General features: G+C 62.9%; 21 protein-coding genes. 3 read left to right on the forward strand and 18 right to left on the reverse strand.

The window, feature by feature from the left end; translation table 11 throughout:
* Window positions 1-464: 464 nt before the first annotated feature.
* The 7 genes from AC22G6_RS18875 to AC22G6_RS18905 all read right to left on the reverse strand — a co-directional run bounded on the left by AC22G6_RS18875 (window position 465) and on the right by AC22G6_RS18905 (window position 8,858).
* Window positions 465-3,605 carry a PAS domain S-box protein gene (locus AC22G6_RS18875; RefSeq protein ID WP_487368069.1) on the reverse strand — a complete coding sequence of 1,047 codons (3,141 nt, stop codon included), beginning with the start codon at window positions 3,603-3,605 and terminating at the stop codon, window positions 465-467.
* A gap of 257 nt (window positions 3,606-3,862) precedes the next feature.
* Window positions 3,863-4,303, reverse strand: coding sequence for a hypothetical protein (locus AC22G6_RS18880; RefSeq protein WP_487368070.1), 441 nt, complete (start codon window positions 4,301-4,303; stop codon window positions 3,863-3,865).
* Between the two features lie 60 nt (window positions 4,304-4,363).
* Entirely contained in the window at window positions 4,364-5,836 is a 1,473-nt protein-coding gene (locus tag AC22G6_RS18885) for a DegQ family serine endoprotease (protein ID WP_487368071.1), read from the reverse strand.
* 76 nt (window positions 5,837-5,912) lie between these two features.
* Window positions 5,913-7,256: an ATP-binding protein gene (locus AC22G6_RS18890; RefSeq protein ID WP_487368072.1), complete on the reverse strand. Its 1,344-nt coding sequence runs from the start codon at window positions 7,254-7,256 to the stop codon at window positions 5,913-5,915.
* Window positions 7,253-7,915, reverse strand: a complete 663-nt coding sequence (locus AC22G6_RS18895) for a response regulator (protein WP_487368073.1) — start codon at window positions 7,913-7,915, stop codon at window positions 7,253-7,255. The genes AC22G6_RS18890 and AC22G6_RS18895 overlap by 4 nt, the downstream gene beginning before the upstream one ends.
* A gap of 157 nt (window positions 7,916-8,072) precedes the next feature.
* Complete coding sequence (locus AC22G6_RS18900; RefSeq protein ID WP_487368074.1) at window positions 8,073-8,321, reverse strand: hypothetical protein; 249 nt, start codon at window positions 8,319-8,321, stop codon at window positions 8,073-8,075.
* Between the two features lie 84 nt (window positions 8,322-8,405).
* On the reverse strand, window positions 8,406-8,858 hold the full coding sequence (locus tag AC22G6_RS18905; RefSeq protein WP_487368075.1) for a DUF4399 domain-containing protein: 453 nt from the start codon (window positions 8,856-8,858) through the stop codon (window positions 8,406-8,408).
* Window positions 8,859-9,313: 455 nt separating this feature from the next.
* Between AC22G6_RS18905 and AC22G6_RS18910 the strand changes: the two genes are divergently transcribed.
* On the forward strand, window positions 9,314-10,219 hold the full coding sequence (locus tag AC22G6_RS18910) for an AEC family transporter (RefSeq protein WP_487368076.1): 906 nt from the start codon (window positions 9,314-9,316) through the stop codon (window positions 10,217-10,219).
* 299 nt (window positions 10,220-10,518) lie between these two features.
* Window positions 10,519-12,849: a putative bifunctional diguanylate cyclase/phosphodiesterase gene (locus AC22G6_RS18915; RefSeq protein WP_487368077.1), complete on the forward strand. Its 2,331-nt coding sequence runs from the start codon at window positions 10,519-10,521 to the stop codon at window positions 12,847-12,849.
* 107 nt (window positions 12,850-12,956) lie between these two features.
* Here the strand turns inward: AC22G6_RS18915 and argC are convergent, their stop codons facing one another.
* Window positions 12,957-13,916 (reverse strand): N-acetyl-gamma-glutamyl-phosphate reductase, encoded by a 960-nt coding sequence (argC, locus tag AC22G6_RS18920; protein ID WP_487368078.1) that lies wholly within the window; start codon window positions 13,914-13,916, stop codon window positions 12,957-12,959.
* Window positions 13,917-14,222: 306 nt separating this feature from the next.
* On the opposite strand from argC, the gene AC22G6_RS18925 reads away from it, so the two are divergent.
* Window positions 14,223-14,483 (forward strand): hypothetical protein, encoded by a 261-nt coding sequence (locus AC22G6_RS18925; RefSeq protein WP_487368079.1) that lies wholly within the window; start codon window positions 14,223-14,225, stop codon window positions 14,481-14,483.
* A gap of 156 nt (window positions 14,484-14,639) precedes the next feature.
* Here the strand turns inward: AC22G6_RS18925 and AC22G6_RS18930 are convergent, their stop codons facing one another.
* The 10 genes from AC22G6_RS18930 to AC22G6_RS18975 all read right to left on the reverse strand — a co-directional run.
* The gene (locus AC22G6_RS18930) at window positions 14,640-15,539 is read right to left on the reverse strand and encodes a cache domain-containing protein (protein ID WP_487368080.1); all 900 of its coding nucleotides are present in this window, start codon (window positions 15,537-15,539) and stop codon (window positions 14,640-14,642) included.
* Between the two features lie 83 nt (window positions 15,540-15,622).
* Window positions 15,623-16,963: a TRAP transporter large permease gene (locus AC22G6_RS18935; protein ID WP_487368081.1), complete on the reverse strand. Its 1,341-nt coding sequence runs from the start codon at window positions 16,961-16,963 to the stop codon at window positions 15,623-15,625.
* A gap of 27 nt (window positions 16,964-16,990) precedes the next feature.
* Window positions 16,991-17,536, reverse strand: coding sequence for a TRAP transporter small permease (locus AC22G6_RS18940; protein WP_487368082.1), 546 nt, complete (start codon window positions 17,534-17,536; stop codon window positions 16,991-16,993).
* A gap of 157 nt (window positions 17,537-17,693) precedes the next feature.
* Complete coding sequence (locus AC22G6_RS18945) at window positions 17,694-18,689, reverse strand: TRAP transporter substrate-binding protein (protein ID WP_487368083.1); 996 nt, start codon at window positions 18,687-18,689, stop codon at window positions 17,694-17,696.
* A 180-nt stretch (window positions 18,690-18,869) separates the two neighbouring features.
* Complete coding sequence (locus AC22G6_RS18950) at window positions 18,870-20,312, reverse strand: NAD(P)/FAD-dependent oxidoreductase (protein WP_487368084.1); 1,443 nt, start codon at window positions 20,310-20,312, stop codon at window positions 18,870-18,872.
* Window positions 20,313-20,350: 38 nt separating this feature from the next.
* Window positions 20,351-20,737: a nuclear transport factor 2 family protein gene (locus AC22G6_RS18955; RefSeq protein WP_108948058.1), complete on the reverse strand. Its 387-nt coding sequence runs from the start codon at window positions 20,735-20,737 to the stop codon at window positions 20,351-20,353.
* Between the two features lie 166 nt (window positions 20,738-20,903).
* A complete protein-coding gene (pdxR, locus tag AC22G6_RS18960; RefSeq protein ID WP_487368085.1) occupies window positions 20,904-22,406 on the reverse strand; it encodes a MocR-like pyridoxine biosynthesis transcription factor PdxR in 1,503 nt (500 codons plus the stop codon).
* A 108-nt stretch (window positions 22,407-22,514) separates the two neighbouring features.
* Window positions 22,515-23,348, reverse strand: coding sequence for a thiazole synthase (locus tag AC22G6_RS18965; RefSeq protein WP_487368086.1), 834 nt, complete (start codon window positions 23,346-23,348; stop codon window positions 22,515-22,517).
* 16 nt (window positions 23,349-23,364) lie between these two features.
* Window positions 23,365-23,574 (reverse strand): sulfur carrier protein ThiS, encoded by a 210-nt coding sequence (gene thiS, locus AC22G6_RS18970; RefSeq protein ID WP_487368087.1) that lies wholly within the window; start codon window positions 23,572-23,574, stop codon window positions 23,365-23,367.
* Between the two features lies 1 nt (window position 23,575).
* Window positions 23,576-23,897 (reverse strand): phosphomethylpyrimidine synthase ThiC (locus AC22G6_RS18975; RefSeq protein ID WP_487368088.1); only part of this gene is annotated, 322 nt, incomplete at its 5' end.

Raw genomic sequence — 23,897 nt, forward strand, 5'->3', positions numbered from 1 at the left:
GTTCCGTGCGCAACGGTGCGACCGGAACCCCTGATCGATCCAGCTTCCTGGAACACCCTCAAAGGCGGGCGGAAAGATGCGCATGCGATCTGCTCAGCCGCCGTGACGGCGCACGGCGGCTTGCGTTCCTGAATCAATCATCCCATTCACATCGGTCAGTGCAGGTGCGGACGAAAACGCCATGCGATGTGGCTGCCCGGCCTGCAGGTGACAGTCAGCGTCTGGCCGGCCCCGGTTCTTTTTCGACAGGCGGGATGCGGCGCCACGGCGTCACCTGGAAGTGCTTGCTCCCGGTGACGTCGCCGATGCTGACAGCTTGAACTTAGACAAGGAGCAGTGGAAACTCAATGTGATATTTTTGCTTGACATGCCGGATTCGATGGGGTTTGAGTGCTGCGGCGGGTGCGCACCGCAAGCCACTCAAGGGCGGAGCCGTCAGGCGTGAGGCGGGGACGGGCTCAGGCTCAGGCGGGCGTGTCCGCGACCACCGCCGACATGTGGCGGTTGCGGCCGGATCGTTTGGCGGCATACATCGCATCGTCGGCCGCGCGCAGCAGGGCTTCGATGGTGGTGCCGGCCTCGGGGAAGCGCGCAATGCCGATGCTCGCGCCGATGTGTATCGCTTCGCCCTCTATCGTCAGTGGCTGCGACAGTGCGTGCAGGATCTTGTCGGCCAGCATGTCCGCATCGCCGGGCTCGCGCAGGCTGGGAAGGATGATGGTGAACTCGTCACCGCCAAGGCGCGCGACGGTGTCGCTCTCCCTGACCTGGGCCTGCAGGCGTTCGGCCACGGCAATCAGCAGGGCATCGCCCGCGGCGTGGCCAAGCCTGTCGTTGACCGCCTTGAAGTGGTCCAGGTCGAGGAACATCAGGGCGCCGCTGCGGGCCTCCCTGCGCGCCAGCGCCAGTGCCTGGCCGAGGCGGTCGATGAAGAGCCCCCGGTTTGGAAGGTCGGTCAGCGGGTCGTGATGGGCGGTATGTTGCATCCGCTCCTCGGTGTTCTTGCGCTCGGTGATGTCTTCAAGAATGGCAACGTAGTGTGTGACCGTTCCATTGGCATCCAGCAGGGGCGTGATGGTCTGGTCCACCGTGTAGCGTGTGCCCGTACTGTGGGTGTTGATGAGTTCGCCATGCCAGGTCTTGCCGGCGGTGATCGAGTCACGGAAACGTGCATGGAAGTCCGGGTTGTCGTCCTTCGCGCTGAATATCATCGGATTTGCACCCAGGATCTCGGCTTCGGAGAAGCCGGAAAGGGTCGAGAGCGCGCGGTTGCCCCACAGGATCGTGCCGCTGCCGTCGGTGATATAGGCCGCATTGGCGACATTGGCCAGCGCGGTGTTCAGCAGGGTCAGCCACTCCTGCTGTACCGCGGACTCGAGTGAGACACCGACGCGATCCGCAAGGCCCTTGAGTGCCTGCAGCGTGCTGGCGTGACTGAAGCACCCGTTCCGACGGCCGTAGAACGTGAGGACACCCCAGGGCTTGCCGCGCAGCATCAGCGGCAGAAGGATGGATTCGCCGGCGCCGAGCGCATGGATGCTGCCCTCGCAGCCGTGACATCCGGCGTCGGCAAAATCCACGATTTCCGGTTCGCCGCTGCGCATCACCATGGAGGCAGGGTGGCAATGAGGCGCGTCGTCCCAGCGCAGGGCGGCCTTGCTCAGACCCTCGAGTGCGCCGCCCGCCTCGGTGTCCGAGGTGGCGATCACGGTGAGGCGGCCGTCTTTCTCCGCGCGCCCGATCCAGGCGCCGATAAAGTCGAAGACGGGCACGATGCGCTGGCAGAAGATACGTGCAATTTCGGCCAGTTCCGTTTTTTGCTGCAGGAGGAGATTGTCCATGCGGTTGAAGGTGGCCTCGATCGCAGTATTGCGCTCGTGCTCTGTCGTGTCCCGGGCGTAGATTGCGATGCTCTCAACCCTGCCGCTGTCGTCCTTGACCGGATAGAGGTTGTTGTCGAAGAAGCGTCCGTCGCGGCGGTCGTTCAGGTGCGTGGGCTCTCCGCTGATCACGACCTGCTGGATCGCAGCATTACGTGGCGCGACCAGCGCAGGTGGCAGATAGTCGAAGAAGTTCCGGCCACTCATGTCTTCGGGGGTCAGGTTGAAGCGCTGTGCGGCACAGGTGTTGATCTCGAGAATCACACCCGCGGGGTCGAGGAGCAGCACGGATTCGCTGCTTGCGTCGAGGAGCGCACGCATGCGCGCCCGGCTTTCGCGCACTGCCTGCGAAGACTGCTTCTGCTCGCTGATGTCACGGACGAAGCACACAGCTGACCAGCTTCCATTGAGCCTGATGGCCGAGACTGACAGCGAAACGGGAAACTCGCGGCCATCCCGGCTGCGACCGATTACCTCGTGCTGCCTGCCATGGCGCTTGTAGTCGTCGCTTGCGATGAACTCGGAGAACTCTGCGCCGGCCCAGTCCATGAGACGTTCAGGGATGACAAACTCAAGTACGTCACGACCGAGCACTTCGTCTGCGCTGTAGCCGTAGATCCGCACGGCAGCGGGATTCCAGTACGAAATGCGTCGCTGTTCGTCGATCAGGAAGATCGCGTCCTGCGCCGTGGTGCAGATGTTGCTGAAGTGGGCTTCGCTGTCACGCAATGCCTGCTCTGCCTGTTGTCTTTCAGTGAGTTCTGCTTCCAGTTGCCTGTTCGCGGCTCTGAGCTCGGCCGTGCGTCGGGCGACCGCTTCCTCGAGTTGCTGCTCGCGTTGAGTCTGTGCCGCTTCGTGCACCTCGAGCTCATCGAGCATCCGGTTGAAGCCGGTGGCGAGTTCTGCAAGTTCGCCATGACCGGTGACAGGCAGACGCTCGGCTTTCCCCCACGGTGGACCGATACCACGCATGGCCCTTGTGGACCGCTTGAGCGGGAGCGTGATACTGCGCGCTACGAGCGAGGCGAGCAGCAACAGGACGATGCTGGCAATGCCGGTGCGCAGCACGGTGTTGGAGGTCTGTTTCCAGATCGCTGCGTCGACGTCTTCAATGAATAGACCGGAACCGATGACCCAGTTCCACGGCGCCACATTCCGGACGTAGGAGAGCTTCGGATAAAGCTCCGAGGGTTGATCGGGCGAGGATGCAGACCGGGGCCAGACGTAGCTCAGGTAACCTTCCCCGCCTTGCTCGGCGAGTGCGCGGAGGGTTGCCTGCGCGTCCTTAGTCCCGTACGTCGGTGCCCGGGAAGGAACCGGGAGCGAACGCAGGTCAGGCACAAAGGTAAAGCGGGATGCGTCGAGCAGGCGCCCCTCGAGCCTTGGCTGCAAGGGGTGCATCACCACCTTTGGATCCTTGCCGCTCATGTCGGCAATCCAGAGGTACTCGCTGTCCGAACGACGCATGGCACGAACGGCGCTGATCGCCGCGCGCTGTGCGTCGGCGGCCGACAGCGTACCATCCAGCTGCAGAGCGTGGAAATGCAGCATGACGTCGTGACCGGACACGACGAGGCTCTGGGTCTGAAGCTCCCTTTCGCGCCAGAGCGCATCGCGCAGCGCCATTCCGTCGAGCAAGGCGCCGAGCACGACGCTGCCGACCAGCATGGTCACGATCAACCATATGCGGTTGCGAATGCTCAAACGACTCAACCTGGAAAACATCAAAACTCCCTGCCACAGAATCTGTCCGTTCACGCTGCCTTTCAACGTGCCGGTGGTCGCCTGCAGATTACCGAAAAGGCTGTGGCTCCGTCAGTATTATCTAGGTCGTTCGTTATATATCGGGTTGACGCAGGTCACACGTTTGATCGCAAGTTGAGGGAAGCGAACGTGCGCTGTGACGTAGTGCTTCCCTCGCGCACGCTCAGGCTCGTTCCGGGGTGACTGCGACGCGTGACGGCGGTCGCCCCGGCGCAGCCTCAGACGTTCTCGGTGAAATGAAGATAGGGCAGGGTGTCAGTGCCGATGCGAACCCGATGGACCTCGGTCAGACCGTTGGCCTTGATCAGCACTGTGTATGCGCCGTGGTCGAAGGGGCCAATCATGCTGTCGCCGTCGAGCGCGAGCTGGACGAGCTTGCGGCCGTCGCGGTCAAGCACGCGGACGTCCGCTCTGGTCTGCCCCGCAATTGGCGCCACGGATGGCGCGGGAAGTGCGAAGCTCAGCGGATAGGCATCCGACTGCCCGCCCGCAGCCACGTTGTGGGCGTACTTGTTGTCTTCCTGGCGGTCGGCAGCAAGCCTTGCGTTGTCGCTGCCCGCGCTGGCCGGTGCAACATTGGCGCCGATGGCGAAGGTCGCAGCCGCCAGTTGAAGGAAATGCCGCAGCACACGGCGCGAAATACGGTGTCTGTTTCTCATGCGTCTCTCCGGTGGGTTTGGCTGCAGGCTCTCCCTGCAGCCGTCTGGGGTAGTCGAGGTTCAGCCGAGTTCGATGGGAATGAAGATCCGTGCATCCTCGCGCTGGATGAGGATTGCTGCATGTTTGCCAAGTGCGGCGAGGTCCTTGCGCAGGCCTTCGACGCTGATCACGGGCTTCCCGTTTACGGCGAGGATGACATCGCCACGCTGGATGCCGGCGTGGGCCGCGGGGCCGGTGGAGTCGAGGACGAGCAGACCGGAACTGGATTCGATCTGCTTTTGCTCGTCGGGGCTGAGCGGACGGACCGCCACGCCGAGACGTCCCTGGTCCGCACCCTGACCGTCGTTTGCGGCCACTTGTGCGGACTTGAGTTCGCCCACGGTCGCCGTCAGTTCGCGGCTCTTGCCCTGACGCCAGATCTCCACTTTCACGGATTCTCCCGGCGCGATGGCTGCAACCTTGGGCGGCAGTTCAGCCGAGCTTTCGACACGCTCGCCGTTGAGCCCGATAATGATGTCGCCGGGTTCGATGCCGGCCTTGGCAGCGGGGCCGTCGGTGTCCACCCGGCTCACCAGCGCGCCATGCGCGGTTTCCAGCCCGAACGAGTTCGCCAGTGCCTGGTTCAGATCCTGGACGGCGACACCCAGCCGGCCGCGGGTGACCTTGCCATGTGTGACGAGTTGATCCCGGACCTGCGCGGCGACATTGATCGGAATCGCGAACGACAGACCCTGATAGCCACCGGAGCGGCTGTAGATCTGCGAGTTGATGCCAATGACCTCGCCCTTGAGGTTGAGCAGCGGACCACCGGAGTTGCCCGGGTTGATCGCAACGTCGGTCTGGATGAACGGGACGTAGCCTTCGTCGGGCAGCGAGCGCGACTTTGCCGAGACGATGCCTGCGGTCACACTGTTCTCGAAACCGAAAGGCGCGCCGATGGCCAGCACCCATTCGCCGACCCGGGTCTGGCTCGGGTCGCCGAGCGGTACCGTGGGCAGATCCCTGGCGTCGATGCGCAGCACGGCGATGTCGGTGGGCCTGTCGATGCCGATCACCTTGGCGGTGAACTCGCGCTTGTCCATCAGCTTGACCGTCACCTGGGTGGCATCGGCAACCACGTGTGCATTGGTGAGGATGACGCCGTCGGCGCTGACGATGAAGCCCGAGCCCATGCCGTGGGTGATCTGCTCGCCGTCGGGTATCTGGATCTGGGGGCCGAAACGGCGGAAGAATTCGTAGAAAGGATCGTTCGGGCTCATCCCTTCGAAGGGCGACTGTCCGCGTGCGGAGGTCTTCACCGTGCCCTCGACACTGATGTTGACGACTGCGGGACCGTAGCGCTCTGCGATGGACTGGAAGTCGGGCAGCGTCAGCGTGGCAGACGGGCTGGCCGAAGACGAGGCGGAAGCGACGATGGAAGCGGGGGCCGCGTGCGCGCTGCCGATGGAATGGTTGGCGAAGTTGTATCCGCCAATGGCAAGTGCCGCGACGGCGACTGCAACGCCGGAAAGCTGGATGACCTTGGTTTTCATGTCGGGCTCCTTTAACCGATGCGGGCTTCAAAACCCGCGACAGCTGCAATCTAAGGTGCGTCGACTTAAACCAGACTTAAGACACTTGCGCTTGTCGCTCGGCGGGGAAGCACAGACCGACCCTGAGCCCGCCGTGGGGCGAGGTGTCGAGCACGAGACTCGCGCCATGGCGCTCGGCGATGCTGCGAACGATGGCAAGCCCCAGGCCGCTGCCGCTTTGCTCCACCTCGGCACGGCGATAGAAACGGTCCAGCACGCGATCACGCTCTTCGGGCGGAATGCCGGGGCCGCTGTCGCTGACACACAGCCAGTGCGAGGCGGGGGTCGTGGGGTCGGTAAACACCGTGACATCCACACGCCCGCCGGCCGGGGTGTAGCGAATCGCGTTGTCGATCAGGTTGCCGAGCAGGGTGCGGAGTGCGGCCGGGTCGGCCTGAACCACGGCGGCCTCGTCGAGCGTGTCCGCACCGAGGTCGATCTGGCGTGCGTCTGCGAGCGAAGCATGGTCGGTGAGGCCCTGGCGCGCGATGTCGGCGAGCACGACCGGAACGAACTTTGCGCTCGCGTCAGCGCCGGGTTCCTGGCGGGCCAGCGTCAGCAGTTGCTGCACCAGGTGCGTGGCACGCTGCAGACCGGCACGCAGCTCTCCCAGCGCAGCCTGACGCGTGGCGTCGTCGCTTGCGCGTTCGGTGAGCTGAAGCTGGATCTGCAGCGCAGCGAGCGGCGTGCGCAGTTCGTGAGCGGCATCGGCTACAAACGCGCGTTGTGCGCTCATGGCCTGATCGAGCCGGTGCAGGAGGTCGTTGAGTGCAAGCACCAGCGGCCGCGCTTCGTCCGGCACCTCGGCGGCGGGGAGGGCGGAGAGGGAGTCGGCGCGACGCGTGCCGACCTCGCGTGCGAGCTGCTCCAGCGGACGCAGGCCGCGTCCGACCAGGTACCAGATCAGGGCGCCGAGCAGGGGAATCAGGACAAGGAGCGGAATCAGGGTGCGCAACGCCGCGTCGGCCGCCATCCGGCTGCGCACCGACATCGGCTGTGCAATCTGGATGACCTGGTTCTGCAACGGAATGGAGAACACCCGCCATTTGCCTTCGGTGGTGTCGACCGTGTTGTAGCCGAAGCGCGCGAGCGCCGGGAGTACGCTGTGCGGCCGGGAGAGGTAGAGTCGCACGCCCTCGGCGTCCCAGATCTGGATGACGAAATCGAAAGACTCTTCAGGCGATTCCATCGGTGGTGGCGGAGGGGGTTGCTGGCCGAAATGCTGGTCGCGCAGTGACAGCGCGAACTGGCGCAAATGGTAATCCATCAGTTCGTCGACTTCGCCCCGCGCGGTGCGGTAGGTCGCATAGCCGGCGATTGCGAACACCACGGCGATGGCGCTCAGCAGCGAGACCAGCAGGGTGCGACGCAATGAGTTCATGTCCGCTCCTGCAGGTAGTAGCCGACACCGCGCAGATTGCGCACCCAGTCGGCACCGAGTTTGCGCCGCAGGCCGTGGATATGGACCTCGATCGCGTTGCTTTCCACTTCCTCTTCCCAGCCGTAGACCCGCTCTTCGAGTTGTGCCCGCGACAGCGGTTTGCCGGGCTGTTCGAGCAGTGCCCGCAGCAATGCGTACTCCCGTGCCGACAGACGCACAACTTCACCGTCCAGTTTGACTTCATGCGTGGCCGGGTCGAGCGTCAGCCCGCCGTGGACGATCAGCGGCGCGGCCTGTCCGCGCTGGCGTCGCAGCAATGCCCGCACGCGGGCCCCGAGTTCATCGAGATCGAAGGGTTTGACGAGATAGTCGTCGGCACCCGCGTCGAGGCCGCGGATGCGGTCAGCAACCGCGTCGCGTGCGGTCATGACCAGCACCGGCAGCGTATTGCCGGCTGCACGCAGGTTCTGCAACAGTTCGATGCCACCCCGGCGCGGCAGCCCCAGATCGAGCAATAACAGTTCGTAGGGATTGTCCTGCACCGCGAGTTCGGCAGCGACGCCATCGCGCACCCAGTCCACCGCATAGCCGTCCTGCCGCAGCGCCTGCTGCACGCCGGCACCAATCATCGGGTCGTCTTCAATCAGCAGGAGTCTCACGTGGGGGCAGGCGGTCCGGTCGGGAAAGAGGTGGATTCTAATCGAGGTCCTTGCCTGCGTCGGATTTCGATGCAGGCAGGCTGCCGCGATCGGCCTGCATCTCGGGTGATTGCCGGATGCCGTCGCTCGGATCTGACCGTGCGTTGCGTGGCCGGGGTCAGCGCGGTTTTACGTCGAAGCGGACGGGCGCCGTCTTCGCCATCACCGTTCCCGGCGCGCTGTTGCTCAACATCTCGAGCGATGCGCTGTAGCTGCCTGCAGGCGGGTTGAGCCAGACTTCGGTTTCGCCACCGGTCAGATCGATGACGACTTCGTCGCCTTTCGCCGGGGCAAGACGCAGCCGGAAGTGCCCGGTGTCGGGTTCGGTGATCTCGGTGTGCGAGACATTGTAGCCGGCCGCATGCATGGCGACGGCAAAGGGCGGGCTGACCCTGCTGCCGCCGCGGGGCGAGAGCAGACTGATTTCCGTGCGCTTGAGCGAATCGATGGTTTATCCGCTGCTGCCGGTGACATTCACGACGAGTTCGTCGCTATAGACGAAGTTGGGGATGTGTCTGTGATCGGCAAACACCAGGCGCAGGCTGTGCTTGCCCGGCGGCAGGTCGAGGATGGCTTCCATCTGGCCCTTGCCGAAGTGGATGTACTGGTCGTTGAAGGGCAGCGGCTCGGTAAAGTTGAGCGGGAGCCCGCGGTCGATCAGCAGGTGGTGGTGTCCGGTGCTTGCCACGGGTTTCTTGATCGACGCGATGCCGATGCCGGTGAGCCCGAACTTTGCGACAAAGGGCGATTGCACCTCGGCGCCCGATTCGAGATTGGAAAACCATGCGTTCTTGTCGAGGCGCGGGTTGTCGGTGACCCACGGATGTCTGGCCTCCGCTGCGGTGGTGGCCATGAGCAGGGCTGCAATCAGGATGAGAGGGCGCGCACTGTATTTATTTTTCATGTCTGTTGTCCGGGGGTCGGTGCGCGTACGCTACAAAGAGCGTCAGAGGGCGTCAAGCGGTAGTTTGCGAGGCGGAGACGGTACCCGTCTGCCCTGCAACGTCTGGCGTTGAGGCCGGCGTGCATTGCCCCGGGTAGGGGTGCAACCGCCAGTGGCGCGGCGTGCCCATGTCCCTGCGGGCGGACCCTGTTCGGCGATTCGATCATCAGGTCGCGGGCTCCGGTATGCTGGCAGTGCGCGAGCGCGTGCGGCGTACGCGGGATCATGCAGGGAGAATGGATGTTGCAAGGGCTGTTGATGACAAGCGTGGCGACGGGGGATGCGCACATGCCTCGCGGCTGGGTGCCTGGTGTCGCCATGGCGGCAGGCGGTGAGCGATGCCTGCAGGGTGCTCGCGAAGTGGCTGCAGCATGCCGCCCGAGGGGGATGCGGGCAGGTACGCCGGAGCGTGCGCAATGATCGAAGTGCTGGAGTCCTTGTGGCCGCTCTTCGTGCTAATCGTCGCAGGGTATTACATGCAGAAGCGCGGGTTTCCGGGGCAGGCGTTCTGGCCCGGCGCGGAGCGCTTCAATTACTTCATTCTGTTCCCTGCGCTGTTGTTCAAGAGTCTGGCTTCCGCGCCTTTGAATGATCCCGCTTTGCCACGCCTGCTCACCGCAGTCGCGCTTGCATTGGCGGTATGCAGTGTCGGACTGCTGGTCGCGCGCCGGGTCCATGCCTGGCCTGCGGCACGATTCGGTGTGATGCTGCAGGGAACGCTGCGCTTCAACACCTATCTGGGGCTGGCTGCGATAGGTGGTTTTTTCGGCAAGGAAGGCCTGCTGCTGGCGGCGGTGATGCTGGCGCTCCTCGTGCCGATCGTTAACGTGATGGCGGTGCTTGCCCTGTCGGCGGGCAGGGATACCAGCCTCAAGGCGCTGGTGCTCCCGATCGTGAAGAATCCGCTCATCCTCGCCTGCCTCGCGGGGGCGCTGGTCAATCAGTCCGGCGTTGAGATCAAGTGGGGTACGGACCGGCTGCTGGCGCTGCTGGCCGGATCCAGTCTGCCGCTGGGCCTGCTCTGTGTCGGTGCCGCTCTGAAGCCGGGCGAGCTCCATGGCGAGGTGGGCGCCCTGATCACGAACAGTCTGACCCGGCTCCTGCTGGTCCCGGCGATCGCATTCGGCTGTGCCGTCATTGTGGGACTGCCAGCCATCGAGCGTTCAATCCTGGTGCTCTTCTTCGCCTTACCGACCGCACCAACCGCATACGTGCTGACCCGCCAGCTGGACGGCGACAGTCATCTGATGGCCGGCATCATCACCCTGCAGACACTGCTGTCGGCAGCAAGCCTGATGCTTGTCCTGATCCTGGTGACTTGATGCGCTCTCAATAGAACCTTACCCGGCGCCCACCTGCCAGCAACCTGGGTGCCCGATCGAAAACCGCCTTCTGGACCTTGCGCCGCGTTAACAATTTCTTAGCGCTTTCAGTCGTTCAGTATATGATTTCGGGGAACACCATCGTTCTGTTCCTGCACGCAAATCATGACAGGTCAGGCCAAACAGATAGCCGGTCGTGAATGCGTATCGGGTGGAACGACGAACCATCAGGCAGGGTTGCCGTCGTGATTTTCTGTTCGGCTGAGGGAAGACCGGTGGTACAGGATCGTACGAGATCGGTGGCTAGCATCGGGCGATGGATTCTGTACCGTCTGACGCTGTTGTTGCTGATCCTCGGCGTGCTGTTTTTCGCCCTGTCGGTGTACCTGCTCGACAAGCGCTTCGATACCTTCGATGCGGAATACTATCGGCAGGAACTGGCGCGTGTTACGCTTGCATTCGAGCAGGAACGCCGGTCGATGGCGTCGATGATTGGCGACTATGCGCGGTGGGATGATGCAGAGCATTTTCTCGCGGGCAGGCTCCCTGATTTCATCAAGGCCAACTTCACCGTTGATTCGATGAAGAACATCCGCATGACGACGTTCGTGATCGCGAACCGCGCCGGTGAGCCGATATCCAGCATGACGATCAACAGGCAGGGAGCGCTTGTCGAGACACCGGCACCGATGCTTGCAGAGCTGCAGCCCTGGCTCTCGGCGCTCATCCGGAACGGTGTCGACGATACTGCGACGTCGATGCTGTGGGGCGGCGAGCAGCCACACCTGCTATCGGTTGCACCGATCACCGACACCGCGCGAAAGCACGCGGCGAGCGGCTACATGTTCTTCCTGCGCAGCCTTGATGATGCGTATCTGGCGGGCTTGCGCAAGACGACCTCCAGCCAGTTCTCCCTGGATGAAACGCCTGCGAGCGGCACTGCGACGGCCTCTGTCACGCACGACACGCGCGGTTCGGACGAGCGCTGGACGCTCCGGCAACCCCTTCAGGATCTGCCTGCGGTGATCACGGTGGGCGGACCGACGCGACTTGGAGAGGAGCGCAGGCTCACGTACATGACCGTCGGGTTGAACGCGCTGGTGCTGGTCATGGTGGCTCTCGCCGGCATCTACATGATCCTGAATGTCCACGTGCTGAAACGGCTGAGGCTCTTTTCCAGACTGGCCGGCCGTCATCAGCAAGAAGGCGGTAATGGAATTCGCTGGCCAGTCCAGGGCGATGACGAGTTCGACAGCCTTGCGCGCTCACTCAATGGCTTGATGACCGAGGTCGAATCGCAGAACGGCAGTCTGCGCCATCTCGCCGACCACGACCCGCTGACTGGAATTGGCAATCGCAGGCTCATCCTGGCCCGCCTGGAAGCCGCGCAGAACCGTGGGCAGCACGGTGTTGGTGGCGGCGGAAGCAGTCTGCTGCTGATCGACCTCGATGGCTTCAAGCTGATCAATGACGGCCTTGGCCACGCCGCTGGCGACCACGTGCTGCGAGAGGTCGCTGCCCGTATCGTTGCGCTGGTGAGGCGGTACGATACGCCGGCACGCATCGGCGGCGACGAGTTCACGATCCTGCTCGAAGACGTCAGCGTGCCCGAGGCGATGCGGTTTGCCAAACGCCTGGCACAGTCGCTGGAGGAGCCGATCCTCTTTGAAGAGCATGCGCTCAGGGTGAGCGCGTCCGGCGGTGTTTCGTCCGTTGGCGTGACCCTCGCCCCGGCGGAGGTTCTGCGGAATGCCGATCTGGCGATGTACGAGGCAAAGCGGCGTGGCAAGGCACAGTTTGCAGCGTTCGACATCAGCATGCTCGACGTTGCAGCGCGGAAAATGCAACTGGAGCTCGCCCTAAAGGTCGCGCTGGACCGGTGCGATCTTGACGTATGGTTCCAGCCGATCGTCGAAGCGCATTCGGGCCGCGCGGTCGGCATGGAGGCGCTTGCGCGCTGGTCGCTCGACGGGACCTTTGTGCCACCCGGAGAGTTTGTTGCGATCGCGGAGGATGCGGGTCTGATCGTTCGCATCGGTCAATTCGTCTTTGATCAGGTCGGCGAGGCGCTGCAAGGGCTTTGTCGCCTTTATCCGGCGCTGCAGTGCAGTGTCAATCTCTCGGTTGCGCAGTTCCACGGAACCGATCTGGTCAAGGATATTCGTGAGACCTTTGAACGTTACTCAGTGCCGGCGTCGGCGGTGCGTCTCGAACTGACCGAAAGCATGCTCGTCGAGGCCGGATCGGAGATTGTTCCCGTCATGGGGCAACTGATCGATCTTGGCTACCACTTCCATCTCGATGATTTTGGTACCGGCTATTCCTCGCTCGACCGGTTGCGCAAGCTGCCATTCCACGCGCTCAAGATCGATCGCAGCTTCGTCGTCGGCCTGTGCGCAGGCAATGACGTGATGGCACGCAACATCGCAAATATCGGGAAGGAGCTCGGCATGGAGATCATTGCGGAGGGGGTCGAACAGCCCGAGGAGCTTGAACATCTGCGTCAGATTGGCTGCGACTACATTCAGGGCTACTACTTCGCCAAGCCCATGCCGTTGAACGATCTGTACCGCTGGCTGGCAGACAATCAGCGCCTGCCGAACCAGCAAGGGGCCGGCAAGCGGGCGTGAGCGCCGGGCGCGCTTGCGCTCCGGCGTGGAACAGGGGCTGGCGGGTCAGCTTGAACCCGGTCAGCCCCTTTCTGACGTCAGCTGTAAGCGCCCCCTGATGCGATCGCTCAAACCGCCAACCCGGCCGTCTCGTCCAATCCAAGCATGATGTTCATGCACTGGATGGCAGCGCCCGAGGCGCCCTTGCCGAGGTTATCGAAACGCGCAGCGACGAGGATCTGGTCTTCGTGACCAAAGGCGAAGATCTCGGCACGGTTGGTGTCGTTGCAGGTGGTCGCGGGCAGGAAGCCGTTGTCCAGTATCGGCGCGGGGTCCGACGGCATGACCTTGATGAAGGTCTCACCGGCGTAGTACTCGGCGAAGAAGCGCTGGACATCGGCTGCGGACACCTTTTGCTTGAGCAGGCGCGGCAACAGCGGCACAGCCACCACCATGCCCTGGGCAAAGTTGCCGACGATGGGGGTGAACAGCGGCTTGTTGGCGAGGCCGGTGAGCGTCTGCATTTCGGGCAGGTGCTTGTGGGCGAGGCCCAGCGCGTAGAAGCGCGGGCTCTTCATGTTGTCGCCGAGTTCGCCGGCTTCTTCGTAGCTGGCAATCATCTCCTTGCCGCCGCCGCTGTAGCCGGTGATGGAGTAGGTGCTGGCCGGGTAGTCGGCGGGCACGATCCCGGCGGCGACGAGCGGGTGCATCAGCATGATGAAACCGCTGGCATGGCAGCCCGGCACGGCGACTTTCTGTGCATTCTTAACGCGTTCGCGCTGGCCCGGATTGAGTTCGGGCAGGCCGTAGACCCAGTCAGGGTTGGTCCGGTGGGCGGTGCTGGCGTCAAGGAAGCGGGTGCGGGTGTTGCCCGGGGCGAGCAGCGAAACCGATTCCTTCGATGCCGCATCGGGCAGGCACAGGAAGACGACGTCGGCCGAATTGACGAACTCGGCCTTGACGGCGGGGTCCTTGCGCTTGTCTTCGGGGATGGTCAGGATTTCGATTTCGTCGCGGCCGGAGAGGCGCTCGTCGATCTTGAGACCGGTGGTGCCGTGACGACCGTCGATGAAAACCTTGTAAGTCATGCGTGTGCTCCGCTGGGCATTTACTCAAGCCCGTATTCTATGTCCGTTTTGATGAAGGGCTGGCGTCGGATGCAGCGCCAGTAGGTTCTTGGCCGGACGAATGCCCGCCACGCAAGTCACGGCTGCTTCAGTGCCTGCCTGCATCGTGCATCCCGAGGCCTGTATCTCCCTGGCACAGGCTGAGGCACACTAGCGAGGGAAGGCGAGGGCGCAGTTGCCCGCTTTTTCTGGTCTGAGTCGGGCTCCGCCAGCGATGCGGGCAAGGACTCACCGGATTGAAAACAGAACAAGACCGAGGAGACTCGCATGATCAAGCATGAATCCGGATCGAACGTCTTGAGCCTGCTGGAGGCGGCGCACGAGATGAGCTCTGCCTCATTGGCCGAGCACGATGCCGAAGTGTTGCTGGCGGCGGCCATTCAGCATGGCGACCTGCACGCCAACATAAAACGGTGGGCAACCGAGCAGTGGGAAGGGCGACAGCTGCCGGGGAACATCAACCGGCTGGAGACCTACATCCAGCGCGACGAATTCGATGCATGGCGGAAGAAGCTGGATCAGGCCTGACCAGGAGACAGGCTGGCGCTCCTGGCCTGCCGACGTGCCGGATCTTCAGTGCCTGATCCCGTTGCTGGTGGGAATGGGCGCACATTCTGTCAGCGAAAACAGGAAACCGGATGCGCGTACCTTGCCCGTCATTCGGTCACCTTGCCGCGCTTGAACTCAGCGCGAGAAATAGCCCACACCGATCAGACGCCCGTTCTGGGTGCTGAAGTAACTGTGCTTCTTTTCCAGTCGGCCGGTCAGGGGGTTGCGCCAGTTGTATTCGTACTCGCCCTTGCCGTCCTTGCGCGCCAGTGCCAGCATTTCGCGCCCGATCTCGACACCGTCCGGTGACTTCTGCGCGTTGGCGTCGGTGCCGACCAATGCCGGGTTGGCGCCGTGGGCGAGGACCTTGCCAGAGGCGATATCCACGACGACCACGTACAGGTCGTCGCGCACGAAGGGGCCCTTGAAGTGCTGGAAGGCGGTGAGTGCGGCGGCTTCGTCGTCGATCATGGCCTTCATCGCACGCTTGAGCAGGCTTCTGGCCTGAGCCGGCGTGGCGCGCGGCGCGTAGTAGCCGACCGCAACGATAATGTTGCCCACGCGTCGGAACGTGGTCAGCTTGGGCTCGCTCTTGCTGTCGGCGGGGTTGAACCAGTGGTATTCGATGCGGCCGTGATCGCTGGCCTTTGCCATCTCGATCATCTCACTGAAGAAAGGGCGACCGTCGAGATCGGTCTCGGTCAGCACGTTCTGCCCGATCAGCACCGCAGAGGCGCCGCCACTGGCGAGAAAGCGGCCGCTCATGTCGAGCGCGTACACGTAGAGGTCGCGATCGATGAATTGAGCCTCGCGGCTGAAGGCGTCCACCCCCATCACGCCGTTCTTGCGCACATGTTCTACCGCGCGTTCAAGCAGCGCGTTGGCGCGCTCGGCCTGAGGGTTGCTGTAAACGCCGGCAGGGGTTTCGGCGCTCGTGACTGCAGCAGGCTGCGCTGCGACTGATGCAGTGGGCTGGCCGACCCCGATCAGGGTGGCCAGCGCGATTGCGTAAACGGGGCCTTGGTTCAGCGACATGATGAGTCTCCGTTGATGGCTTTATGCGCAACAAATGCCGTTAGGTGTCCGGCCGGCGTCGATGCGCCGGCCGGGATTCACGTTCAGTAGCCGACCATCGAAGGCAGCCACAGGGAGATTTGCGGGAAGAAGGCGATAAGGAAGATCGAAATGGTCGACACGATCACGAATGGATGGATGCGGGCGACGATCGCTTCGATGGTTGATCCGCCGATGCCCGAGGCGACGAACAGGTTCTCGCCCAGCGGTGGTGTCATGAAGCCGACCGACAGCGTGCAGATGATGACGATGCCGACGTGGGTGGGGTCCATGCCGAGGGTGTACATCACCGGCAGCAGCACCGGCACCAGAATCATGATGGCCGCCAGGGTCTCCATGAACATGCCGACGAAGAGCAGGAACACGATGATCATCGACCAGATGAGGTAGATGTTGTCGGTCAGGCTGAGCATCGAGTCCGCGATGGTTGCCGGGATGCGCTGCTCTACCAGCAGGCGGCCGAACACGGTCGCGGTGAAGAGGATCAGGAGCACGCGCCCGGTGATCCAGGTCGTGGTGCGCAGCGAGTTGAGCAAGGATGCGAACTTCAGCTCACGGTGCAGGAAAATGCCGACGAAGAGCGTGTAGAAGATCGCCACGATGGCCGATTCGGTCGGGGTGAACAGGCCGGCGTAGATGCCGCCGAGAATGATCACTGGCGCCAGCATGGACCACACGCCCCTGCGCAGCGAGCTGCGAATATCGGGGAAGGACCACTTCTCGGTCAGACCAACGTAGCCGTGCTTTTTCGAGATGAAGTAGTTGATCACCACCAGGCTGCCCGCCATCACGATGCCTGGAACAACACCGGCAACGAACAGCTTCGGAATCGACACCGATGCGAATTCACCGTACTTGGCGACGGCGTCCGGCGGTGGCATCAGGCCCATGGCCGAGATGCCGAAAATCACCATGGGGATGGAGGGCGGAATGATGATGCCAAGACCACCCGAGGCGGCGGTCACGGCCGAGGCGTAGCTGCGGTCGTAGTTGCGCTTGGTCATGGCCGGGATCATCAGCATGCCGACGGCCGCCGTGGTGGCCGGGCCGGAGCCGGAGATGGCGCCGAAGAACAGGCAGGCCAGAACGGTGGCGGCTCCGAGGCCGCCGGTGATCGGGCCGGCAAGGTTTTCCGCAATGTCCACCAGACGGCGCGAGATGCCGGCGGCTTCCATCAGGGCGCCGGCAAGCACGAACGCGGGCAGGGCCATCAGCGGAAAGCTGCCCACCGAGGTAAAGGCGATCTGCACGAAGGCGATCGGGTTCTTCTCCACCGCGATGAAGGTGGCGAGTGCCGCGCCACCCAGTGCAATGGTGATCGGCGCCCCAAGCAACAGCATGAGGAAGAATCCGCCGAACAGGATTTCTACGATATAGGCGTCCATGTGTGTTCTCTCTGCGGGTGGCCGTGATTATTGTTGTGTGGCTGCGGTTTTCTTGAGCTTCTCGATCTCTTCGGCTTCCGGGTCCATCAGTTCCACGCCCTTGAACAGGGTGAGGTAGAGGTTCCACAGAATGCGGATCGACATCAGCGTGAAGGCGATCGGCAGGATCATGTAGAAGTACTTCATCGGCAGTCCGAGGGTCTGCGACTTCCAGAACAGGTTCATGCGGTTGAACACGAAGTCGTAGCTCAGGTACACGAAGTACATGTTGAAGCACACCCACAGCAGGTCGGACAGAGCCATGCAGACCTTGCGCACGATGGGCGGGAAGAACTTGAACTGGAAGGTGACGCGGTTGTGGGCCGACATCTTTGCCGCCACGGTTGCACCGAGGTAGGCGAACCAGACGAACATGTAGGTTGCGAGCTCTTCACCCCAGGGCAGCGAATACTGGAAGAACTGGCGCAACAGAATCTGTACGAACAGCAGCACCACGAAGCAGGCAAGCAGCGCTTCTGCCAGGTACTCCTCGATATTTCCAACGAGCTTCAGAGCGGCGTTTTTGATGGACATGGCAGGCTCCGCGGAATCAGAAGTGCAAAAGCAGTGATCGGGCCGTAAGCGGGCAGTGCAGCAGCGTCGTTCGGCATTTCGATCAGGGGCAGGTGCAGAAGGGGGCGCACCTCGGGAATAACACTGCCGGCGCATTGATGCGCCGGCAGTCCGGGACTTAGCGGCCGAGCGACTTCAGGACTTTGTCGAGCTTGTCCTTGCCGCCGATGCTGCTGTAGAACTTCGGCCACACCGTGGTGGTGGCCTTTTCGATGAACTCTTTTTCGCCGTTGGCGGGGTCGCTGATCTGCATGCCCTTGGCGGCGAGTTCCTTCTTGATCTTCTCTTCGGTTTCGACCAGGTACTTGTAGCTGTGGTCGGTGGCTTCACGACCGGCTTCGAGAATGGCCTTCTGCACGTCCGGCTTCTGGTCCTGGAATACGGACTCGCTGACGATCAGCGGCTCGAGCAGGAAGACATAGCGGATGTTGGTGACGTACTTCTGGACTTCGTTGAACTTCATCGCCGAAATGGTGATGTAGGGCGTGTCCTGACCATCGACGACGCGCTGCTGCAGGGCGGTGAAGGTTTCGGTCCAGGACATCGGCGTCGGGTTGATGCCCCATGCCTGGTAGGTGGCGATCATGATTTCGTTCTTCGGTACGCGAACGACCAGACCCTTGAGGTCGGCCACGCTGGTTACCGGCTTCTTCGAGTTGGTCAGTACGCGGAAGCCCGAGTAAGCCCAGCCGACGATGCGAACGCCAGCGTCGCGAACGGTGTTTTCGGTGAGTTCCTTGCCGACGTCGCCCTGGGTGAGTTTCTTGGCCTCCTCTGCGCTCTGGATGACATAGGGCAGGGTCAGCACGCCAACCGAGGGCGAGAACGGGGTGATGTTGTTGATTGCGAGCACGGAGAAATCAAGCGTACCGAGCGCAGCGTTGTTCACGGTGTTCTGTTCGTCACCCAGCTGACCGTTGGGGAAGAGGTCAACCTTGTGCTTGCCACCGGTTTTCTGTTCGAAAAGGGTCTTGAAGGTCTGGCCCAGTTCCCACTGCGTACCACCAGCAGCATCACCCAGCGCCATCTTGAAATTGGCTGCGAAGGCACCTTGCGATCCGGCGATCAGGCCGGCGGTAAGGAACGAGATCAGTACGGTTTTCTTGATGTTCATGGTTGGCTCCAACTTTGTCTGTCTGGTCCGATGTTTCGGACAGGGCTGTGGTGCTGCTCGGGATGGAAACCCTTGGTCGCTTTTCGCGTACCCGCTGCGGATTCCCTTGTTATGAGGTCCTGCGCTCCATGAGTGGGGTGGGCGGGGGCCTTCCGGCGAGCCGGAAGGCCAGCGGATGAATCAGGGGCGTTCGTCGTTGTAGGCGTACCAGCGGTAGAGAAAGCGCTGGCCGAAGCGGCGGAACGGGGCAAAGGCCTCCGAAACCACCATCTCGCGGATGTTCGGGAACGGCAGCCTCGAGGTGAAGATCGGCAATGTCAGTTCGTTCCCCTTGCCTGCGATCCACTGTGCCAGGCGACGCCCTGCCTGGGCCGAATACATCACGCCGTTGCCGCCGTAGCCGAGGGAGTAATAGATCGTTTCCTTCGGATCGGGTTGGTGGATGCGCGGCATCATGTCGTGACTCACATCCACCCAGCCCCACCACGAGTAGTCGATCTGAACACCCTTGAGCGCCGGAAACTTGCGCCACATGTCTCCGATCAGGCGTTGCTCGTACTGCTTCTGCGGTGCGTCGTTGCCGGTAATCGCGCTGCGGCTGCCGATCTGCAGCCGGTTGTCCGGCATCAGGCGGTAGTAGTGACGCAGTACGCGCGTATCGGTAATGACCTGGTGCGTGCGCAGGCCACACGCTTCGATTTCCTGTGCGGTCAGCGGCCGGGTGACGATGGAGTTCGACAGAATCGGCAGCAGACGGTTTTTCAGCTCGGGGTGCAGGCTGTTTGAAGTATAGCCACCGGTGCACACACCTACAGCGCGGGCACGCACAATGCCGCCGGGGGTCTTCAGGTAATGCACGCCGTTGCGCGTTTCCCAGCCCTGTACTGGGCTCGCGGGATGAATGGTGGCGCCCAGTGCGCGTGCCTTTTTGACGTAACCGAAGGCCAGCTTGCCGGCGTGAATGCCGATGCCTTCGGGTTCGTGCATCGCACCGCAGGCTTCCTCGTCGCCAACCCACTCGCGCTTGACGGTGTCGGCATCCAGGATGCGCGCGTCGTACTTGAACACGTCGCGCAGAAGCTTTGCTTCCTTCTCCAGCGTCGGCATGATGCGTTCGCGGTGCGCAACATACAGGTGACCGCCGGGTTGAGGATCGCAGTCGATGTCCTTGATCAGCTCCTTGAAGTTTTCCATGCCGTCCACACATTCGCGGTGCAGGCCGAGGGCTGCTTCAAGACCGTAGCGGGTGATCCACTGCGAGCGCTTCAGCCGGCCGGAGGCGCACTGCGCCTGACCGCCGTTGCGCACGCTGCAGCCCCACGCCGTGCGGTTGGCTTCCAGCACGGTCGCCTTGATGCCGTATTCCTGCGCCAGGAAGATGGCGGTCGTCAGGCCGGTGAAGCCGGAGCCGATGATGGCGACGTCTACATCGATGTCATGGGTGATCGGACCATCGTCCGCGGGCGGCTCGCCGGCAGTGCCGATCCAGTAGGTCGGTGCGTACTCGCGGCCCTGGCCGGGCGTTGCGGAGACCAGGGGGTCGTAGGCGGGATCGTAGGGTTTGGAGGGGGGAGTGGCGCGGCCTTCGGCGGCGGCGCTCACGTTGGCGGTAGCAGCGTCCATGCTCGGATTCCTTGATTCAGTGTGACGTGAATCCGCGCTCAGGCTACGGATACCGGCGGACGATCCTTGCGGAATGCATTCTTGACCGCGATCTTGCCGTCACGGAAGGTGAAGATATCGACCATGCGTGCTTCGATGCGGGTGCCGTCGGCCTTGGTGCCGACGAAGGTGGTTTCGCTCACACCGCGATTGCCATCGACGAAGTGGTCGCCGTCGAGCCAGGCTGCGTCAGGGAAGGTCTGCCAGGCCAGCATGAAGCCTTCGCGCACTGCCTCGCGGCCAACGAAACTGCGGCCGAGCAGGTCGGGGCCGCCGACGGCGTGGAAGGAGCAGTCATCGGCCATGAAGCTCATCAGGGCGTCGATGTCGTGACGGTTCCAGGCGTCGCCGAAGGCTTCCAGAAGGGCAGTGGTGGGTTGGGTCATGTGATCTCTCCGTGATGGTGCTGGGCTTGTCTGTTGCGCCGGTGGCCGAAAACAGTGTCTCTGGCCATCGACAACGTGGGTACAGGTTAAGGCCCTTGCGGAGGACGACGTAGGACCAGTTGGGGGGAATCGTTTGGTCCAGATAAGGCTTTGAAGAATATGGAAATTATTCTGAAGTTTGCAGATTTGCGACAACGCCGGCCAGGCATTTGATGCCAGCGTCGATGTGCTCGACCGGAATCGAGGAGAAGCCTAGACGGAAGTAGTTTCTCGGGGGCGGTTCGGACATGAAGAATACGCTGCCGGTCTCGATCAGGACGCCGTGCGCGAGGGCCTGCTCTGCGAGTACATTGGCATCAAGCCAGGGAGGGCCTTCCACCCAGCACGACGAACCACCCGAGATCGGCACATGGCGAAAAGCCGGAAGATGGCTCGCCAGTGCCGCCGTCAGTGCGCATGCCCGTTCGTTGTGCGCCGTCGAGAGCCTGCGCAGCAGCGAGTCGTGGTGACCGAGCGAGAGAAAGATCGCGAACGCGCGCTGCATGTAAGCCGCAGGGTGACGAAGGTTCAGCCGCCGCACACCGCGCAGTTCGCGGATGAGCTCGGCCGGGCCGACGACGTAGCCCAGGCGCATGCCTGGTGCGAGGCTCTTGGACAGGCTGCCGATGTAGATCACGCGGTTGTTGCGGTCCAGACTCTTGAGCGCGGGCAGGGGCTCGCCTTCGAACGGGTTCTCGCTGTCGTAGTCGTCTTCGATGACGATGAAGTCCGCTTCCTCGGCCATCTTCAGCAAGGCCTCGCGACGTTCGAGCGGCATGGTGACCGTGGTCGGACACTGGTGGCTGGGCGTGACATAGACGTAATCGCAGCGCTTGAGCCGGTCGTCGACGATCAGACCCTGCTCGTCGATTGCAAGGCTTTCCATGCGCTTGGTGCGGCTGCTGAAAATGTTGCGCGCGTCGGGGTAGCCGGGGTCTTCCATGCCGACCGGTGTGTCACTGCTGGTCAGCAGATCGGCCAGCAGATACAGCGCCTGCTGGGTGCCGACGGTGATCACGATCTCGTCGTCCGTCGCCCGTACGCCGCGACGCGGCAACACCCTGGTGCGGATCTGGCGCACGAGGGATTCGTCGTCGCGCAGGATCATGTCCTGCGCCCATTCGCTGATCTCGAGCACGCTGAGCGTTTTCATGCAGCACTCGCGCCAGTCGGCGGTGGGGAACAGGGTGGGGTCGAACTGACCGTAGACAAAGGGGTAGGGGTAGGTCTGCCAGTCCGCCCGCTTGCAGATGTTGCGCTGGGTGGAGGGCTGGAAGCGGAAGCGACGGCTCCAGTCGGGCGCACCGGCAGGGCTTGCGACCGGTGTGAGGTCGGTCTTCCCCGCACGCCCTTCGAGGATGGCCGGGTTGACGAAGTGGCCCTTGCGCTCCAGCGACAGCAGATAGCCCTCGTCGACCAGTTGCTGATAGGCGATGACCACGGTGTTGCGCGCAACGCCGATGTGCGAAGACAGTTCGCGGCTGGAGGGAATCGGCTCGTCGAGTGGAATCTGGCCGTCGAGGATGGTCGCGACCAGCATCTGGCGAATCTGGCCCTGCAGGCTCATCGCGCTGTTGGCTTCGCGCTGCATGAACTGCTTCCACATCGCGGAGGTGGGGCGAATGCTCATGGGTTCGTTGTGGAGGTCATGACTGGGATGAGGATTATCCCGTCGCAAACGTCGGCAGGATATTGCCGAAAACGTTGATGGCGGGGGACTTGCGCCCCCGCCATGTACTCAGGCCATCAGACCGGCCATCGGGGAGGACGGCGAGGCGGAGAAGCGTTTCGGCATGCGCCCGGCGAGATAGGCGTTGCGCCCGGCACGCACGGCGTCGCGCATGGCCAGCGCCATCCGGACCGGGTCCTGCGCCTTGGCGATCGCGGTGTTCATCAGCACGCCGTCGCAGCCAAGTTCGAGCGCGATGGCAGCATCCGACGCGGTGCCGACGCCGGCATCGACGATCACCGGCACCTTGGTCTGCTCTATGATCAGCGACAGGTTCCACGGATTCAGGATGCCCATGCCCGAGCCGATCAGCGAGGCCAGCGGCATGATCGCCACGCAGCCCATGTCTTCGAGCATCTTTGCCTGGATCGGATCGTCGCTGCAGTAGACCATCACGTCGAAGCCGTCCTTGATCAGCGTTTCGGCCGCCTTCAGGGTTTCGGGCATGTTGGGGAACAGGGTCTTCTCGTCGCCAAGCACCTCCAGTTTCACCAGCGAGTGCCCACCCAGCAGTTCGCGCGCCATCTGCAGCGTATAGACCGCGTCCTTGGCGTTGAAGCAGCCACCGGTGTTGGGTAGGATGGTGAATTGCGAGGGCGGTACCGCGTCCAGCAGATTGGGTTCGTGCTGGTGCTGGCCGATGTTCACCCGGCGGATGGTCACGGTGACGATGGACGTCCCGCTCGCATCCACTGCGGCGCGGGTTTCGTCAAAGTCCCTGTACTTGCCGGTGCCCACCAGCAGGCGCGACCCATAGGTCTTGCCAGCGATGGTGAGCTGGTGGTCGGTGTTGCTTTCGGTATTGCCGGCTTCGTTGGCCGCGGGCAGGTCATTGAGCTGCATGTTTGTCTCCTCGTGTTCAGCCACCGCCGATGGCGTGAACGATTTCGATTCTGTCGTCGGCCTGCAGGTGACGGTTGGGCCATTCGGCACGCTTGACCACCTCGCGGTTGATCGACACCGCCAGGCTCTTCCCGGCGAGGTCGAGCGAGGCGATCAGGTCCTCCAGGGTCTGCGTGGTGGCAGCCGGGCGCGACTTGCCATTGAGTTCGATCTGGATCAGTGGCATGTCACACCTTGCGATAGATCTCGGCGCCGCTCTTCACGAACTCGACCGCTTTCACTTCCATCCCCTTCTGCAGCGCTTCGCTTTCAGCCACGCCCAGCTGGGCTGCGTAATCGCGCACGTCCTGGGTGATCTTCATCGAGCAGAAGTGGGGGCCGCACATGGAACAGAAGTGCGCGACCTTGGCCGATTCCTTGGGCAGGGTCTCATCGTGGAATTCGCGCGCCTTGTCCGGGTCGAGGCCGATGTTGAACTGGTCGTCCCAGCGGAACTCGTAACGTGCCTTGCTCAACGCGTTGTCGCGGATCTGCGAACCCGGATGACCC

The sequence above is a fragment of the Parazoarcus sp. PS-13 R2A genome (assembly GCF_057621855.1).